The organism is Streptomyces sp. NPDC053427 (assembly GCF_044544985.1).
GTDB lineage: Bacteria > Actinomycetota > Actinomycetes > Streptomycetales > Streptomycetaceae > Streptomyces.
The window spans coordinates 376,045-393,504 of sequence record NZ_JBITYA010000004.1 but is presented as its reverse complement, the minus strand read 5'-3'; the positions used below and the strand labels follow the sequence as shown (position 1 = coordinate 393,504).

Here is a 17,460-nt window from a genome sequence, read left to right as displayed (position 1 = left end):
CCATGCGCTCGAACATCCGCCGTTCCATCGTCGTCGCCGCTGCCGCCACCGGCCTGTGGGCCCTGGGCTCCGTCGCCGCCAACGCCGCGGAGCTGCCCGCCACCCCGGACCTGCCCGTCGCCGGCACGGTGACCGACGCCGCGAAGCAGCTGCCCACCGGCGACGTGACCGGCACCGCCACCAAGGCGGTCGACGGCGTCACCAAGACCGCCAAGAAGACGGTCGGCGACGTGACGGGCAAGGCGACCGGTGTGCTCGGCGGCGGTGTGTCCGCCAACGACCTGCCCACCGGCAAGCTGCCCCGGCTCGGCGAGGTGACCGGCGCCGCCGAGGCGAAGAAGGCCGCGAAGGCCGCGAAGACGGCCCAGAAGACCGCCCAGAAGACCGTCAAGAAGGCCGCCGGGCTCGGCCGGACCGCTCAGCTGCCCGGCCTCGCGCTGCCCGGCGTCCCGAACCTGCCCGCCACCCCGGGCGTCCCCGCGGCCGACCTCGGCGGCCTGACCAAGGACCTGCCCAAGACCCCCGCCCTGCCCAAGGCCCCCGCGCTGCCGAAGGCGCCCGGCTCGGCCACCAACCTGCTGGCCGCCCTCGCCGGTGCGGGTGTCCGCCCCGAGCAGCTGACGAGCCAGGCGCAGGGCGCCCTGGCCACCGCCCGTCCGGCCGTCGACAACGCCGCCGCCGATGTGCTGCCGCCCGTCGCCGGGCGCGTCGTCGTCAAGGTCGTCCCGGTCGTCCAGAAGACGGTTGGCGGCGCGGGCCGGCTCGCCGGTGACGCGGGTGCGCAGGCGACCCCGTTCGTGACCTCCGTCGGCGGCCGGGTGCAGGTGCTCGCGCAGGGTGTGGGCGCCCAGGCCACCCCGTTCGCGCAGGGTGTCGCGACCGACGCCACGCCGTTCGCGCGGGGTCTGGTCACCGTCGTCGTGACCGACGGCCAGGGCATCGCCACCAACGCCGCCGCCGGCGCGCAGGGCCTGACCCCGGTCAAGTCCCTCCCGGCCGTCCCGGCCGTCCCCGCCAACCTGGCCGACGTGACCACCGTCCCGGCCGTCCCCGCCGTCCCGGCCGTCCCGGCCGTCCCCGCCGTCCCGGCCAACCTCGGTGACCTGACCAACGCCGCCAACATCCCGGCCCTGCCGGCCCTGTCGGCCGTTCCGAACCTGCCCGTCCAGGGCATCTGAACCCCTCCGGCCGGTAACCCCGGCCGAAGGACAGCCCCGGTCCGTCCGTCACGGCGGTGACAGTCGGACCGGGTCACGTCACCGCACGCCGGTGACGCGGATCGCGCCGGATCACCTCCGGTGCCCCTGAACGGCCGGGCGGTTCTCTGTGGGGGAGAGCCGCCCGGCCTCGGCGTTTCCGGCCTCGGCGGATCCGGCCCCGAATGCCGTGCGACGACTACGAGTTGGGCACCCGCAGCCGCTCCCAGCTGACCTTCCCCGGCACCCCGTCCGCATCCTTGCCGGAGAAGCCCAGTTTGCGCTGCCAGGCCGCGTACGACTTGCGGTGCGCCTCGTTCCAGTCCGGACCGGGGCCGTGCTGCTTGTAATGGCCGCAGCCCTCGGCCACCAGGCGCTCGCCCATCGCCGCGATCACCGCGCTGCGCTCGCCCGAGCGGAAGAAGCCGCCGCCGGGAAACGGTTCGTACGGCGGATACTCCGGCTTCGGCGGCACCGGCCGCCCGCCGTCCCCGCCGCCCTGGTTGCCGCCGTCGCCCGGCGCCCCCGCCGGCGCCTTCGCCAGCCGCCGCTTGATCCGGTCGCGCATGCCGTCCATCGTGAAGCCGCGCGGATCGACCTTCCCCGGCTGCCATTCCTTGTGGCCGATCACCGACCGCTCGGTCCACTTGTGCGCCCGGCAGATCGCCGCCGAGACCTTCTCGATGGCCAGCTTCTGCTCCTCCGGCCACGGGTCCTTGCCGTCGCCGAGGTTGATGCACTCGAAGCCGTAGAAGTGGCGGTTGCCATCGGTGTCGGCGGCGTTGTCCGGCGGCAGTTCCCTCTCGTCGATCACCGCCTGCAGTACGTCGCGGTCGCCGAGTCCGGCGTGATTGGCGCGCCCGTTGCCCACGAGGTGCACCTCGCCCCGCTTGTCGATCACGCCATGGCACAGCGGCCCCGGCAGATCGGAATGACCGTCGTAACACAGATCCACGGAGCTCTCGGTGCCCTGGGTGACGGTGTGGTGGATCATCACGCCGTGCAGCGGCCCCCACCGGCCCTTGGAATTGCGGTTGTGCTGACGCCAGTTGCGCACCTCATGGACGACCAGACCCTCCTCGCGCAGCGCCTTGAGCAGCTGGGACGCGGTCAGCGCGGTGGCCATCAGCCCTCACCTCCCTCATCGACCGCCGCCTCGGCCGCGGCGGTGGTCTGCGACCTGCTCACCACCGGCGCGGACCCGTCACCCGCCGCCCCCGCGTCGTAGGTCTCCTCGTCCCGCGCCGCCTCCTCGGCCGTCAGCGCCGCGTCGTCGGCCGCCGGGATGTCCGCCGACAGCGACCGGAACGCCCGCCGCAGATCGAGCACGGCGCACTCGCCGTGCACCCACGCCAGCGGCGCGTAGTGCACCGCGATCCCGGCCGGGTGCTGGAGCAGCGGGCGGCGCGCCGCGTCCGTCGGCCACTCCACGCCCCCGGTGGCCGTACGGGCCGGAATCAGCCAGAAGTCGCCGGTGCGGTAGGTGCCGCCGGCCGCGAAGTACACCTCGACGCCGTCCTCCAGCGGCAGCCAGGCGCCCTCCTCGACCGGCAGCGCACCATGCCGCAGCCGCCCGCCCTTCCCGGCCCCCTTGGACTGCCGGGCGCCGCCCTCGCGGTGGTCCCAGCGGCGCAGATACGGATGCAGCTCGGGCCGCCGCCCGACACCCGCCGCCGGCTCGTCCGAGAGCCGCACCCGCCGCCCCGGCAGATCCAGCTCCTCGACCCGCAGCAGTGGCAGCGCCTCCCCCCGGCTCGTAGCGGCGGTGTCCACGAACTCGACCCGGTCGCCGACGTCCAGATCCAGCTTGTCGTCGGCGCCCAGCGTCGCCAAGGCGACCCAGGTGCCGTCCAGTTCATCGACCGGGAAGGTCACGGAGCCGTTCTCCCGCGACCACTTGAAGGTGGCCTGCCGGGCATCGCCCCCGTCGTGCACCTCGACCCGGTAGAGCTGGTTCTCCGGCCCCCGGTAGCGCGCGTCCGGCTTCACCAGGCACGGGTCGTCGTCCGCCTGGTCCGGGCGCTCGCTGCGCGCCGCGAGCCGGGAGCCGGGCGTGCGCTCCTTCCGCGCCCACTCGTCGAACGCCTTGCGGATGTCCTCGACCGGCGGGTTGTCGCCCTCCAGCCCCAGCGCGGCGGCGGGCAGCGGCAGCACCTGCCACACCACCTTGGCGCGGGCCGCGGTGTCCGGCAGCGCCGAGCCCAGCGCGACCTCGCGCAGCGCCGGGTCCTCGGCCGCGGTCACCAGGCGCTCCCACACCTTCAGACAGGCCACGTACGGGAACTGGCTGGGCAGCCGGTCCCCGGGCCGCTCCGGGTCGCGGAAGCCGTCGGGCTGGTCCCAGTACGACCAGGTGGCGGGCGCCGCGTCCGGCTCGGCCGCGGGGTCGCCGTCGTCCGGCCCGTCCTTGTCCTCGGTGCCCGCCGCGGGGACCGGTTCCCCCGGCTGCGGCCGGGTCGCCTCGACCAGGATGCCGTCGACGTAGTAGCGGCCGCCGCCGATGAGCAGGTTGTCCAGGTCGCGGCTGCCGCACTTCAGGTCGATCTTGAATCCGGTGGCGCCGCTCGGCCCGCCGTGCTGCCCGATCAGATCGGCGGCGAGCGTACGGGCCTGGAACAGCTGGATCGCGGTCTGCTCATTGGCGTCCGCGTCCAGCTGGACGCGGCCCTGCTGGGCGACCACCGCGGAGTAGTGGCGCTCCGGCCGGTAGGTGATGCGCGAGAGATCAGCGTGCATGGAAGGGGTCCCCCTCGTACGGGATGTCGCTGCGATCTGTGGTCATGGGTGGCTGGTTCACATCGGCACGGCGTCTCGTCACGTCACGAACACGATCCCCGCGTCGGTCCCCGCCGGGGTGTACTCCGCGAGCCGGGCCCGCAGGCTGTCCTCGCGCTGCGGCTGGTAGAGATCGTGGTACGCGCCCATCTCGGCACCGTCCTCCGCGCCCCGCCGGATCTCCTCGGCGCAGCCCGCCGCCAACTGCCCGTACCACGGCGTCCCGTAGCGCTCGCCGCGCAGCAGGGGCCGCACCCGGGCGGCGTCCTCGCGTCCGGCCAGATCCGGCTGGCAGCGATAGCGGCGCGGGGTGCGCGAGCCCGGCGGGACGTAACTGAAGCGCAGACAGCCGATGCCGCGCCGGGCGACATGCAGCCGCCCGGTGAAGATGCTGTTCTCGGCCAGCTCCACCGCATGCGTATGGACCTCGCCGATGACGGTGGTCCGGTGCGCGTACAGCACCGCATGCGCATGCCGGCAGTCGGGCGCGGAGAGCGCCTCGCGGTCGTGCCCCGTGGCGTCCAGGACGGAGTCGCGCAGATGGATCGGCAGCGGGTCGGTGCCCGCCTCGTCGCCGATCACCTCGATCGTGCCCAGGATCGTCCGGTCGATCTCCACACACGCGGTCGTCCGGTCCAGGACCAGGCTCGGCTCCTCCGGGGAGTGCGGAGCGCACTCCGGCTCCAGCGACCAGCCCGGCACCAGCGTGCAGTGCCGCAGGACGAGGGAGCCCATCGGCCCGGTGACGTTCAGCCCGCGGCCGGTCACCAGCAGCCCGTCCAGCACCATCCGCGGCCGCTCGCCCGGCCCGCACTCCGCCTCCCGGGCGCGGATGTTGAGCGCGTCCGGCCGGTTGCTGTACCAGTCCAGCAGCCGGATGACGGGCCGGGTGCCCTCCGCGGCGCGCAGCTCCAGCCGGTCGCCGGGGTCCAGGTCGAAGTCCAGCTGCTCCTGGTAGGAGCCGCTGTGGGTGATCTCGATGATGCCGTCGGGCCCGCACCGCCCCGCCCGCCGGTCGTGCTGCCACGCCCCGTACGCGTCCATGATCCGCTGGAAGGTCTGGCCGGGCCCGACCCGGTACACCGCGGCGTCCGGGGCGGTCACCCGCTCCCGCCCGTACTCGCCGCCGCCCAGCTCGTCCCCGAAGCCGTAGTGGTAGTCCACCCATACGCCCTGCCGGGGCGCCGAGCGCGAGCCGAACGCGATCCGGCCCAGCTCCGGGTCGACGGCGATCTGGCCGCGCCGGGGCCGGTAGCGCCAGTCGCTCAGATCGGCGACGACGATGTCGGACAGCGGGACGGGGGTGTCGTGGCCGTCCCGGCGGATGACGAAGCTCTTGCCCGGCCCGTAGTAGTCGGCGAGCCGGTCGTGCAGCTGCCGGCGCCGGATCGCGGCCGGGACGTTGTCGAGGGTCGCGATATGGGTGGTGGACGGCTCCGGCTCCGGGCGGGTCACCAGCGCGGTGTCGTTGCCCAGGAGGGAGAAGGTGTAGAGGCTGCGGGCCCGGTCGATGCAGTACGCGGGCGCCCCGGTCACCGAGTACGGCTTCAGCCGCCAGACGAACAGCCCCACCCCGGCCGGGGTGTAACCCCCTTGCGTCCGGGAGGAGTCGACCCGTCGCACCTCCACCGACCGCGCCACCGCCCCGAACGGCCCGCCCGCCAGATCCAGCGCCGCCCCGTCCCGGACGTCCACCAGCCGACCGCGCCCGCGCCGCCGCTCGTTCGCGGCCGCGGTACCCGACCCGTACAGCTTCACCGGCTGCTGGTGCGCGACCAGCCGGGACAGCTCCACCGCCCGCGCCGGCCAGTCCGCCACCGACTCCGACAGCTCCTCCAGCAACGCGAGGCTGCCCTTGCGCCGCCGGTTGCCGACGGTGGCCGCCACGTCCCGGCGCGGCGCCAGCGCCTCGGCCAGCCGCCGCCGCGAGGAGTCCGGCAGCCCGCCGTCCCGCAGCCCCGTCGCCAGCACCCGCTCATAGCCGGGCAGCGGGCGGTAGCCCACCAGATCGCCGATGTACGGCAGCACCCACGCGGCGGCGCTCTCCACGAACCAGTCGTCGTACTGCTGCGCGACCCCGTCGCGCACCAGGTCCACCTGCTCGGCGATCACGGCCAGCAGCGCCCGCAGCGGCTCACCGTCCGCGGGATCCTCGGAGTCCCGCAGCCTGAGCCACTGCGGAAGCAGCTCCGCGAGCCCGTCCGGCTCCCTCGTCGTGTTCATCGGGTCACCTCCGTGAGGATCAATGTGTCCGCCACCCGCGGCGAGAAGAGCGCGAGCTGGGCCGGCCGGATGCCGCGGAACACGCAGACCGCGCGGCCCTTGGCCAGCGGCCGGGTGTCGGTGATGTCGGGATTGAGGCGCAGCAGCTCGGCGAGCGCGATGCCGTAACGGGCGGCAACGGCGGTGAGGGTCTCCCCGCCGTCCGCCGTCACCTCGTGCACCCGCTCGTCGTACATGGCGAGCCGGGACGCCACCGAGGCGCCGGGCGCACCCGCGAACCGCTCGCCCCATTCGGCGAGTTGCTGCGGAGTCGCGGAGGCCGGCACGCCGGTGAATGCGTCCACGTCGACGTGGTCCACCCCCGGTACGGCCTGCGCCGCGGCCAGCACCTCCGACAGGTGCGCCGGCTGCCCCAGCTCCCGCCCGTCGTAGCCGAGCCGGGCCAGCAGCGCCCGCCGCACCCGCGGCTCCACCAGCGGCCATGCGTGATCCGGCGCCACCTTCACCTTCGCCGCGCACAGCAGCAGCACCGGCTCGCGCACGTCCACCCGGACCGGCAGCCGGGCATCGCCGTACTCCGCGAGCGAGGACCGCAGCGCCCGCAGCACCTCCGCGTCCGGCGCGATCGGGATGTCGTCCACCCCCGCGACCGTCAGATGCAGCACCGTGCGCCGCCCGTCGAACAGTTCGCGGGCCGAGGCCCGGCCGATCCCGGCCCGGGAGCGCGCGAAGTCCTCGTAGTCGGCGAGCGAGACCAGCCGGTCCAGCGCGGAGACCGCCAGCGGGACGGTGCGCCGGGTCAGCCCCGGGCCGTCGGCGTCCGCGCCGCCGCTCGCGGGCTGCGGATTGGTGACGCCCGTGACGCCGAGCGGCCGGGTGACCGCCTGGGTGATGCGGTTCGCCGCGACGTTCGCCGCCCGCCCGGTGCCGAAGCGGTAGCGGGCCCGTACGTTGTCGTGCCCGCTCGGCAGCCGGGCGCCGTGCACCCCGTCGCCGAACGTCACCGTCGTCCGCCCGCCGTCCCCGGTCGTCCCGGTCACATACACCCGCTCGCGCGGCCCGCGGCCGGCCAGGCTGTCCACCGCATGCCACAGCAGACCGTCGACCCGCACCTCCAGCTCCGGCGTGGCGCCCAGCGGGTTGTCCGCAGGCAGCCAGGTCAGCGGCGACTGCCACAGCGCGAACGTCTGATGGGCGCGCGCCGCGTCACCGCTGCCGATCGCCTCGTCCCGGCTCTCGCCGTGCGTGGCGGGCACGACATTGCCCTGGACGCGGACGGTGTCCCGGCGGTAGCGGTACGCGAGGTCCGCGGTCAGCGTGAGCACCGTGTGCACCTGATCGCCCGGCAGATCCGGGTCCAGCCGCTGGTCGACCGCGGCGATCACCGCCAGTTCGGTGGCGCGCAGCCCGGACGGGCCGGGAATGTCGGTGCGCTCACCGGAGACGATCAGACGCCGTCCGGGCTGCAACCCGTCGTAGAGACCGGCCAGTTCCAGCTCGTTGCCGTGGACGTCCTCGCCCAGCGGCTCGTCCGCCATCCGCAGCGGCTCACCGGCCGCATGCACGGTCGTCTCCCGGATCGCGGAGAGCACCACATCGTGCTCGTCCAGCCAGGGGTCGGCCAGGGTCAGTTCGGTGCCGCGCCCGGTGATGCCGAAGTTGGTGTACGCGGCCGTCCGGACCCCGGTCACCCGGGTCGTCACGAACGCCAGCTTCTTGTCGCCCGGGATGCCGTCGTCGCCGCCCGCGCCCTTGTGGGGCCGCTGGATCGCGACCCAGCTGCCGACCGTGATGCCGTCCTGCACCGAATCCAGCGGCAGCACAGAGCGGTTGGCGGGCTTCGGGATCGTCGCGATGCCGATCTCCACCGCCGGCGGTTCGCCGGCCGGCGTGCGGCGTACGGTCACCGCGTACTCGCCGTGCCTGATCTGGTCGTGGCCACCCGGCTCGAGGTGCCAGGTCCGGGTGTCGCCGTTGTGCACCGCGACCTCGATCCGGCCCGCCTCGTCCGGGCGGGCCACGAACAGGGTGCGCTCGGGCAGGCCCGACAGCAGCCGCGCGGTGATCCCGGACTCCTGCGAATCGGTCGGACGGCGCCCCAGCCAGCTCAGATCGTGGTCCTGGCCGGTGCGGGTGGACAGCTCGACGCGTCCGGGGCCGAGGGTGAACGGCTCGTCCGACGGCAGATTCACCGTGTGCTGCACGGTGGTGCCGGTCTCGATGTGCTCGAACTCCGCCTTCACCGGCACCTTCCCGGCCGTGTCGAAGACGATCCGCATACTGGTCAGCGCGGCACCGGTCAGCGGCCAGTCCGACTGCCGGATGACCCGGCCCTTCTCGTCCTGTACGGGCTTGAGCGGCGCGGTCGCCCCGAACGGCGCGGCGGTCACCCGCATCGCCAGCAGCGCGCGCAGCGCGGCGGGAGCCGACGGCGCGGCCCGCCGCCACGCCCCGTACATCCCGTCGGCGAGCCGCGGGTCCAGCGCGGACAGCAGCCGCGCGGTCAGATCCGTGCCGGGTGCGAAACCGCGGCCGGCGGCGCCCCGGGCGCCGGCCGGCGGGCGGACGACACGGGTGCGCAGGGCGGGCAGCACGGCGTCAAGGGCCCGCAGCGCGGCCGTCGCGCGACCGCCCGCCCCCGCCGTCGGCGCGGTGGGCGCCGTAGCCGCCGGCGCCAGCTCCCCGGCCCGCTCCCGCAGTTCGCCGACCACCGCCTCCAGCCGCTCGAACCACGCCGCGACCTCCTCGTACGGCGCGGCCAGCGCCTGCGCCTCGGCCAGCCGCTCATGCGGCCCGGCGAGCCGTTCGGCGAACGCCGCCGATGACGTGCCCGCCTCCCCGTCCAGGTCCTTGCGCAGCGGGGCGAGCACCTGGAGGTCGAAGGTCTCGATCAGCTTGCTGACGGGCCGCGGATCGGGGACCTGCGGAGTGGCAGGCCCCGGCTCGTCCGGGTCGTCCGGATCCCCGCCGTCCTCCGGCACGGTGATCCACTGCCGCAGCTCCTCCACCAGCTCCTTGAGGGTGGGCGGCGGGGACTGCGGCAGCCCGATCGCGGTGACGTCCTCGTCCCGGTCGAGACGCACCTTCGCGACCGGCAGGAGCAGCCGCTGGGTGCCCCCGAAGTCGAAGAGCAGCTGGTCGCCGGTCGCCAGCAAGGTGGACGTGCCGGAGACGAACAGCTCCGACCGCCGGGCCAGATCCTCCGGGGCGAGCAGCGCCGGGCGGCGCCTGCGCACCGCCAGCTCGTTCCAGGCCCAGCGCGCGGTGAGGTCCTCGTCCGTCTCGAAGGTCTGCGACTCCTCACCCGTGGCGGCGGGCACGCTGTGGCTGCGCGCACCGCGCGGCACGACCACCGGCAGGTCCTCGGCCCGCGGATCCTTGTCGAGGGTGTACGCGAGATGGGTGTCGGCCGCGACTCCCGGCCGCGGACGATGGCCCACCAGCCGCCCCAGCAGAGCCAGCGACCGGTGCTCGTTGGCGGTCCGCAGATACCCCTCGTCCGCGATCCGCTCACTGTGGAAGGTCAGGACGTCACCGAGCACCGCCCAGGCGTCCAGCAGCCCGACCGCCGGATCGTCCGGGGTCCTCACGGTCAGACCGCGCAGCGCCGGATAGGCGGGCGAGGCGAGCCGGTCCAGCATCGCGGCCAGGAAGCTGCCGTAGTCGCCGACGCGGTAGTCCAGGGCCGTGCGGCCCGGCGGGTTGTACAGGGCGTCGGGGGCGCGCCGCTCGTCGTGGCCGCCCCCCGTGCCCGCGCAGCCGCATCCGCACTCGCTCATCGCGCACCCCCGAGTGCTCCGATACCGATGACCAGCCGGCCGTTCTCGGGCCGCTCCGGGTCGTTGTCGCACACCGCGATCTCCAGCGGGCCGAGCCGCAGCACACCGTCCTCCAGCGCTCTGTTGTCCAGATGTTCCCGAGGGGAAAGCCGCTGCAGCCGGGTGACCCGTACGCTCTGCACGCCGGGGACGGCCGCGGCCACCGCGGTCAGCCGGCTCAGCCGCACCGGCTCGCCGAACGTCAGCGCGTCCGGGTGGAAGAAGCCGAGCCGGCCGCCCGGCAGCCGCCGGTTGCCCAGCACGCGGGTCAACTCGGCCACGATCTGCCCGTGTTGGTGTCCGGGCGCGGCGCAGATCTCGACGGCGAGATCCACCGGCACGGTCCGGGCCGGCGCCACGACCAGGTCGTGCCCGATGCGCCGGTAGCTCTCCAACGCGTGCGCCACCGCGTCCAGCAGCCGCGGCGTGGGCTCACCGGTCCCCGCCGCGTCGATGGCGACATGCGCCTCCTGGACGCTGCCGGTCCAGCGGATCTCGGCCGCCGCCCGCTGCACGCCCGGCAGCGCCGACGCCAGTTCCGCGTAATCCTCGGCGGTCACCGCCCGCAGCCGCGTCCGCCTCAGGTCCAGCGGCGCCAGCTGCCGCACCTGCTCGACGGGCTCCGGCTCGGTTCCGCCGGTCGCGGGAAGCGGATTGCGTACCCCGGCCACCGGCAGCGGGGCCGCCGCGTCCGACGCCTGCGGCGCCCGGCTGAGGACGAGATGGTTGATCGCCTCGGCCCCCACATTGCCCGCCGTGCCACCGCCCAGGCGGTAGTGCAGCGTCAGGCGGCTGCCGGGCGCGGGACGGGCGCCGTGGCGACCGTCCCCGAACCGCAGCGCGATCCGCATGTCGTCCTCCAGCTCACCGACGAAATGCCGGTCGCGGGGGCCGCTGCCGAGGAGGTCGCGGCGGGGCGTCCAGACGTCGCCCCCTTCTTCCTCGATGCGTACGGCGGGCAGCGCGGCGCGCGGATCGGGCAGCAGGCCGGCGGCCGGCCCGTGCAGCACCGGCTCGTCCGGATGCAGCCCCACCGCATACGCCGGGCCCCAGCTGTGCGCGATCTCCCAGGCGATCCGCCCGTCCAGCACCGTTCCCGCCCGGGCCCGCGCACCCAGTACCTCCAGGCGGCGCACCTTGGCGTCCAGCAACCGGTCGCCGCGGTGCAGCAGCTCACGCAGCGCACGCACCGGGTGGCGGCGCAGTTCCAGCCGTTCGAGGATCTTGAGCCCGAAGACGACGGCCAGTTCGGCGATCTCCACCTCCGACAGGCCGTCGTGGTCCCGGGCGCTGCGCCACAGCTCGACGAGCCGGTCCCGCACGCGCTCCCGTATCCCCGCCAGCCGGTCGGCCTGCCCCGCCGCCACCTGCGCGCTCTGCGGGAAGGGCACGGTCCGGGCGACGGGGGAGCGGTGCAGCACGGGCCGGAAGCGCGGCGCGATGCCCGGATAGACGGACTGCGCGAGCAGCGTCCGCAGCGCCGCGGCCTGGGCGTGCACGGTGCCGGGCACGACCTTTTCGCGCCGCCGCCCGGCCTGCTCCAGCCCGAGCCCGGCCCGTACGGTCGCCTCCCGGCCGACGACGGTGAACAGCTCACGGATGTCGTCGGGGGTGAGCGCCTGGTGGGAGCCGGTCCGCGCTATCAGGTGGTGGACGGTGCGCGCGGTGGCGTTGCCGCCGTCCTTCCGGTCGCCGCAGCCGAAGGCGGGCGGCTCGCAGGAACCGAGGACAGCCGGAACGGGCGGGACGGTGACGGTCTCGGGGACGCCGCCGTCGGAGTGCCCAAAGGTCGACGACCGCCCGTGATCGACCAGTACGACGTTCCCGCGCGCCACGCTCACGTCCTCGACGGGCACGCAATCCGGGCCGCCCCGGGTGGACACGACCAGCGGGAACGTCAGCGCGTCCGCCGGCGCCCAGGTCACCTCCAGCACCGGCTGGTTCTCGAGCCGATCGACGGCCGGAGTGACCGAGGTGAGCCGGACGGCCTGCCGGTGCGCCGGGTCCTGATCGCCCGGCGTTCCCGTCCGCGGCCCCTTGACCTCCTCGAAGAGGACGAGGTCACCGGGGCGGAGCCGGAGCGTGCGGGACGCGCACCGCTCGTCCGCCCACTCATCGCGCAGCGTCGCCGAGCTCGCGCCCCTGGGCAGCGCGGGGACCTCGTCGCCCCAGGTCCACAGGCGGATGGCGTTGTGCTGGGGCAACAGGCGCAGTGGCGCGTCCGGCACGACCGGCTCGAAGACCTCCACCGACCCGCGCTCGTCGAGCACGGCCAGATCCCGGTCGTCGATGACGGACCCGATCTCCGGCCGGTCGCGCGGCCCGTACGTACGGAAATCGACGGCCGCGAACCGGAACTCGCCGGGAAGCAGCGTGAGTTCCTCGGCGGTCTCCACCGACACGAAGGCCCGGGCGCTGCACCCGTCGTGCATCGGATAGTCGATGAGCCGGACGTGCCGCCGCACCGACACCCGCCGCCGCGCCGTATCGAGATACGCCTCCGTCGCCACCGCGTCCTGCTGATAACTGATCTGGTCCGCCGTGTACGCCAGCAGCTCGACCAGCGTCATCCCCAGATCCGCCGGATTGCGCTCGACCCAGTCGGGAGTGGTCAGCCGCAGCCGGTCCAGGACGAGCTGCCGCAGGGTCTCGTAGTCCCGCGCCGTGTAATCGATGACGGGTGCCGCCCTGAACGTGTCGGGGCAGTTGTCCGCCTCCTCGTCCACACAGTCGAAGGCGCTCGGGCAATCGGCCCGAAAGCCGAACTCCGCGCCGAAATAACGCTGGTCGAAGCCTTCGTACGGCTCGGTTCCGGGCCGCCCGTAGGGATCGGCCTCCACGAGCGACAGCCGGTAGCGGGACGTGTCACCGGTCCGGTCGAGAACCACATGCAGCCGGTCGTCGAGCTCGGGATCCTCCTCCCGCTCGACGGAGAGCTCCACGGCCTCCAGCCCCGTGATCCGCCGCCCACCATCGATACGGACATTCTCCGGACACAGCCCGTGCGGCGCCTTGCCGAGGAAGGTGACGGTCAGCGTGACGCCGTCGTCCGCGACCTCCACCGCATCGATACCGTTGAGCCGCGCCGCCCTGATCCGCCCGCGGCGTCCGTCCGTCCGGCATGTCAACTCGGCTGCCGCACCGTTCGGTTGGTTCACGCCTCGCCCCGCCCCTCGAACACTTCATCGCGCCGGCTCGCCGTCGCGCGCACGACATACCGCAGATACACCCGTACGACGTTGTCCTCGCTGACCACGTCCAGCGACTCGACCTCGATCAGATCCCCCAGCCAGCGCTGCAACGACGCCTGCACCGACAGCTCCACCGCGGAGGCCAGCTCCGGGCTGTTCGGCGTGAAGACGAGATCCAGCAGCCCGCACCCGAAGTCCGGCCGCATCACCCGCTCACCGGGACTCGTGAACAGCAACTGCTCGATCAGATCGCGCACATGGTCGTCATGACCGGCGTGCGCGGTCCGCCCCCGCCGGTCGATCCGGAACGGAAACGCGATCTCGGTACGTACCTGCCTCTTGGCCCTCATCGACTGGAAACCCCCTGCCGGCCCCGATGTCCCCGCTGGACGGACGCCACGACCGGCGGGCCCTGCGGCACCAGCCCGGCGCTGAAACACATCGCCGCCGTGGTGTCCAGCAGCACCGGCACCCCGTCGACACATACCGCGTCCTCGCCGGCCGGCGGCGACCACCGGACGCCGGTGCACGGCTGCGGCCTGCCCCCGACGGAATGCGGACACCCGCTGACCGCGAAGAGGTCCCCGACGGTGACCACGGCCGCGCCGTCTATCCGCACGCCGCCGCCCGCTCCGCCGCCCCCGGTGGATAACGCGCGCCCACCGTGCGGGCAGCTGATCACGACGCCACCGTGGACGAGATTTCCGCTCGACACGTAAGTCCTCCCCCGCTCGTGCTATCGCTTCTTGGGCACGGTCAACCGGCCCTCGTTGACATCCACTTGATCCCCGACCAGCGAAACCGAAGCGCCGTGCCCGTTGTTGATATGGACGCCCGTCGCATCGATCCGCACGTACGCCCCACCGGGCGCCTCCAGCAAAATCCCCGTGGTGGGCACATCCGACATGACGATCTTGTGCTTCCCGGGCGTCTGGATGACCACGGGGCGGGACTCCGGCGGCTGGATCCGCGCATCCTCCGGCAACTCCTCCCGGCTTCCGTACCAACACCCCACCCAAATGGGATAACTGGGCTCCCCCTGCTCGAACTCCACCCACACACCCGCCCCGACCGACGGCACGACCACCTGCCCCGCCTCCGGCCCGGTGAACGCAAAACACGGCAGCGCCCACGTGGACGGCTCATCCCCCAGCACATCCGGAACCTGGACGATCAGCCGTCCCCGCCCCATCGGGTCGTTGTTGTCCACCACCCGGCCGCGGAACTTGCCGAGAAAGCGGTTGTCAGGTGCGCCAGCCATTTCTCATGTCTCCTGGATCCGATACGGGCCGCGGCTCGAACGCTGCGCTATGGGACAGCTCTTAGGGACGTACGGTGTCGCTCCGGGCAATGAGCCCTTCCCGCGACAGCGTGAAGTTCTGCTGGTACGAGCCCGGCCGAAGATTCGTCGTCACACTCTTCACGTAGTAATCGCCGTCATACGTCACCCCGGCACCCCGCACCCCGACCAACTCCCTCGGCCGCAACACATATCCGTGCCGATTGACGTCCAGCGACCCCGACCCCGAAATGGCATCGGCGGACGTCGCCGCCCTTCCCAACGCCTCGGCCTTCGCAATCGCCTCGTCCCGCTTCGCGGTCCCGCTCAGCGTCCTCCGCTTCAGGGCCGGCGACCCGCGCAGCCCCAACGGCGGCCGCAACGGACTGATATCCGGCTGCGCCAGCAACGGCGCCCGCCGCGTCACGGGGTCCTGCACTCGCGCCTGCGGCTCTTCTCTGGCGGTGCCGTCATACGCAAACGTCAACTGATCCACCGTCGAGTTCACATCCATATTCACATTCAAGGCGTGCTGCCGCTGGCCCAGCCGCTGCTCCGGCCCCCAGAACGCCGTCGACTTCCCCGGCACGGGCCCAGGATCGAGATAGAACGTGTACCCGTTCGCCCTGGCCAGCTCATTCACATACTGAAGATCGGTCCCGACCTGGTAATCGACCCTCAACTGCTCCCTGGGCGGCTGCGGAATCTGCTCCCGGATGATCCGGGCATCGATCCCGTAATCCGCGTACTTCCCCAGAATCCGCTCGATCCGCTGCGAGGGCGCGAGATTCGGATACCGGTCCGCCCGCTCCTCCAGATCCATCAGCAGCGACAGATCCTCGCCGGTGAGGGTGAGGGTGGTCTGCCCCGGCTGATTACTGGCCCCCACCTCCTGCCGCACGATCAACCCGTCCAGCAGCACAAACGGCGTCCCTTTGATGGACACCGCCACAATCACCCGCGTCTTGGGATCGAAGAACCCCTCCGGCAGCAACCGATGAACAATCGCCCCCTTCTTCGTCAGATCGAACGCGATCTGAAACCCGGACCGCTCACCCGCCGTACTCGTGATCTGCGCCGACAACAGCGCCTCGGTCACTTCCTGCGGCACAGGCCGGACCGACTTCGGCCCCATGTACAACGACACATGAATCGGGCCCCGCCCGACCGGCTCATCAGCCATTCCGCACACCCGGCCCACCCGTCCCACCCGGGAACCCACCCGGCAGCGGCACGGCGATCTGCTCTCCGGGCTCGTCCGTCAACTCCCGCGGATCGAGCGTGGGATTGGCATCAGCGATCCGCCACCACTGCCCCGGATCCCCGAAATACCGCTGACCGAGCTGATCCGCCCGCTCACCGGCACTGACCGTGTGCGGCACCGTCTCCTCGGCGGCATCCTCCAACCTGGGCAGCAACCGCCGCTTCGCATACCGCACCTCGGTCCCGTCGGGCATGCGATGCACCCCGATCTCCGCATCGTGATACCGACTGCTCCGCGGATACGGATGCGCCCCCGGAACATCGTCCAACGCCCGCTCATACGGCTCGATCACGCCTCAGATCCCCCTCCCCAGACCCAACTGCGCCAGATTCCCGCCCCGAGCCCTCCGCGCCAACTGCTCCTTCTGCGCAAGGTGCGCGAGATAGAGCTCCGCCCCAGGGTGCCCCGCGGGCAGATCACTCACCGTCAGCACTTTCAACCCGATGCTGAGAGACGCCCGTATCGGATTGAGATTCACATCGAAAGCCGACTCATTGACGGACAACTCCGTCAGCCGTACGGGCATGACGCGCTTGCTGCCCCAGGTGAAGAGCGTCAGCGGCGTCTCAATAGGACTGATCTCGATGGTCCCCTTCTTGCTGAGATGCGAGGCCGCGCGCAACTGCGCCGTGGTCGGCTGCACGAGCATTTCCAGCACGGCGAGTTGGGGGTGGATGCCATCGGGCGCCGCCACATCCAACTGATCCGTGGCATCGATCTCCGCGGTGAATTTCCACGACTCCTGCGCCGGCCCCTTCAACCGCAGCGCCTCATTCCGGTCTCCTCCGCTCCCACCCCCTCCGCCGTCCCCTTCCCCGCCGGCGGCCTGGGGCGCGACCGAGCGTTCCAGCGTGTCCGGGTTGAACTGCAGCACGATGATGCGCTGGGGGATGCCGAGATCGGGGTCGACGATGACTATTCCGGAACGGATGGGCTTGGGGATGTCGGCGTAGCGGGTCATGGATTCTGAGTCCTTCTGAGGTCTTGGATGGCGGGATGAGTGGCGGGCTTTACCGTCTATCCCATCCGTTCCGCGAATCGCGCTCGGAGAGGCTCGTAATCGTGCTCGGGAAAGATTCGTGGGAGGGATTCGAGCATGTTCTTCAGTCGATCGACCGCGCTCTCAAATTCCTCGGTCTCAAGCGGTGCTCTGGTAAACAGGTACTGCCAGCCGAAGGCACCCTTGGTCAGCTTCAGTGATTGGAAATAGCCGAAATAGTCCAGGTCCATTTGCCAGATTCCTCGTTCACCGTCGGTGAACCAAATCTCGGGTTCCTCGACCCCGGGCTGAAGCCTGATGGCGGCAAAGGATCCCGTGCCGGTTACCGGAGATTCGTCAATGACGCGGAGTTCTGATACCAGCCGTCGTTCCTCGTCCGATGAATTTGACGACCCGAAGACAGGCGGATCCTCGTGTACGAGATGGGCAAGGGGGGTGAAGTTGAACTCCGCCGTGACGAACGCGTATGGTCCAACCGTTTTCCACTGACTGCTGATTTCCGAGTGCCGCAGATAGTTCTCTTGAAACACGGGAGGGAGGGTGATGTTCTCCCGGTCCTGCAGCTCATCAAACGATTCGAGTACGTCCTCGATCGTCAGATCGAGTGGTCCTTCCGTATCGCGCATGACATGGATACCCGGATGATTGCGCAATCCTTGGAGGATGTTGAGCCAGTCGTCTTCGAAGGATGTGTGATGTGTCATCTCTTCCGCT

12 protein-coding genes are annotated in these 17,460 nt (G+C 72.0%); 1 reads left to right on the top strand and 11 read right to left on the bottom strand.

Annotated elements, in window-relative coordinates:
• The first annotated feature begins 2 nt into the window (after positions 1–2).
• Complete coding sequence (locus ACIGWZ_RS13465) at positions 3–1,178, top strand: hypothetical protein (protein WP_400063912.1); 1,176 nt, start codon at positions 3–5, stop codon at positions 1,176–1,178.
• Positions 1,179–1,395: 217 nt separating this feature from the next.
• Here ACIGWZ_RS13465 and ACIGWZ_RS13460 read toward each other — a convergent pair whose 3' ends face one another.
• From ACIGWZ_RS13460 to ACIGWZ_RS13410, 11 genes are all read right to left on the bottom strand, one after another.
• Positions 1,396–2,322 carry a peptidoglycan-binding protein gene (locus tag ACIGWZ_RS13460; RefSeq protein WP_400063910.1) on the bottom strand — a complete coding sequence of 309 codons (927 nt, stop codon included), beginning with the start codon at positions 2,320–2,322 and terminating at the stop codon, positions 1,396–1,398.
• On the bottom strand, positions 2,322–3,932 hold the full coding sequence (locus ACIGWZ_RS13455; protein WP_400063909.1) for a DUF6519 domain-containing protein: 1,611 nt from the start codon (positions 3,930–3,932) through the stop codon (positions 2,322–2,324). Before ACIGWZ_RS13455 ends, ACIGWZ_RS13460 begins: the two co-directional genes overlap by 1 nt.
• 78 nt (positions 3,933–4,010) lie before the next feature.
• Entirely contained in the window at positions 4,011–6,194 is a 2,184-nt protein-coding gene (locus tag ACIGWZ_RS13450; RefSeq protein ID WP_400063907.1) for a hypothetical protein, read from the bottom strand.
• Positions 6,191–9,973 (bottom strand): putative baseplate assembly protein, encoded by a 3,783-nt coding sequence (locus ACIGWZ_RS13445; protein ID WP_400063905.1) that lies wholly within the window; start codon positions 9,971–9,973, stop codon positions 6,191–6,193. The genes ACIGWZ_RS13450 and ACIGWZ_RS13445 overlap by 4 nt, the downstream gene beginning before the upstream one ends.
• Positions 9,970–13,170 carry a putative baseplate assembly protein gene (locus ACIGWZ_RS13440; protein WP_400063903.1) on the bottom strand — a complete coding sequence of 1,067 codons (3,201 nt, stop codon included), beginning with the start codon at positions 13,168–13,170 and terminating at the stop codon, positions 9,970–9,972. The genes ACIGWZ_RS13445 and ACIGWZ_RS13440 overlap by 4 nt, the downstream gene beginning before the upstream one ends.
• Positions 13,167–13,553 (bottom strand): GPW/gp25 family protein, encoded by a 387-nt coding sequence (locus tag ACIGWZ_RS13435; protein ID WP_400063902.1) that lies wholly within the window; start codon positions 13,551–13,553, stop codon positions 13,167–13,169. Before ACIGWZ_RS13435 ends, ACIGWZ_RS13440 begins: the two co-directional genes overlap by 4 nt.
• 386 nt (positions 13,554–13,939) lie before the next feature.
• Positions 13,940–14,464 (bottom strand): phage baseplate assembly protein V, encoded by a 525-nt coding sequence (locus ACIGWZ_RS13430; RefSeq protein ID WP_400063900.1) that lies wholly within the window; start codon positions 14,462–14,464, stop codon positions 13,940–13,942.
• A gap of 61 nt (positions 14,465–14,525) precedes the next feature.
• Positions 14,526–15,665 carry a hypothetical protein gene (locus tag ACIGWZ_RS13425; protein WP_400063898.1) on the bottom strand — a complete coding sequence of 380 codons (1,140 nt, stop codon included), beginning with the start codon at positions 15,663–15,665 and terminating at the stop codon, positions 14,526–14,528.
• Positions 15,658–16,038 (bottom strand): hypothetical protein, encoded by a 381-nt coding sequence (locus ACIGWZ_RS13420; protein ID WP_400063896.1) that lies wholly within the window; start codon positions 16,036–16,038, stop codon positions 15,658–15,660. Before ACIGWZ_RS13420 ends, ACIGWZ_RS13425 begins: the two co-directional genes overlap by 8 nt.
• 3 nt (positions 16,039–16,041) lie before the next feature.
• A complete protein-coding gene (locus ACIGWZ_RS13415) occupies positions 16,042–16,707 on the bottom strand; it encodes a hypothetical protein (protein ID WP_400063894.1) in 666 nt (221 codons plus the stop codon).
• Positions 16,708–16,763: 56 nt separating this feature from the next.
• Positions 16,764–17,450 (bottom strand): hypothetical protein, encoded by a 687-nt coding sequence (locus ACIGWZ_RS13410; RefSeq protein ID WP_400063893.1) that lies wholly within the window; start codon positions 17,448–17,450, stop codon positions 16,764–16,766.
• Positions 17,451–17,460: the final 10 nt, after the last annotated feature.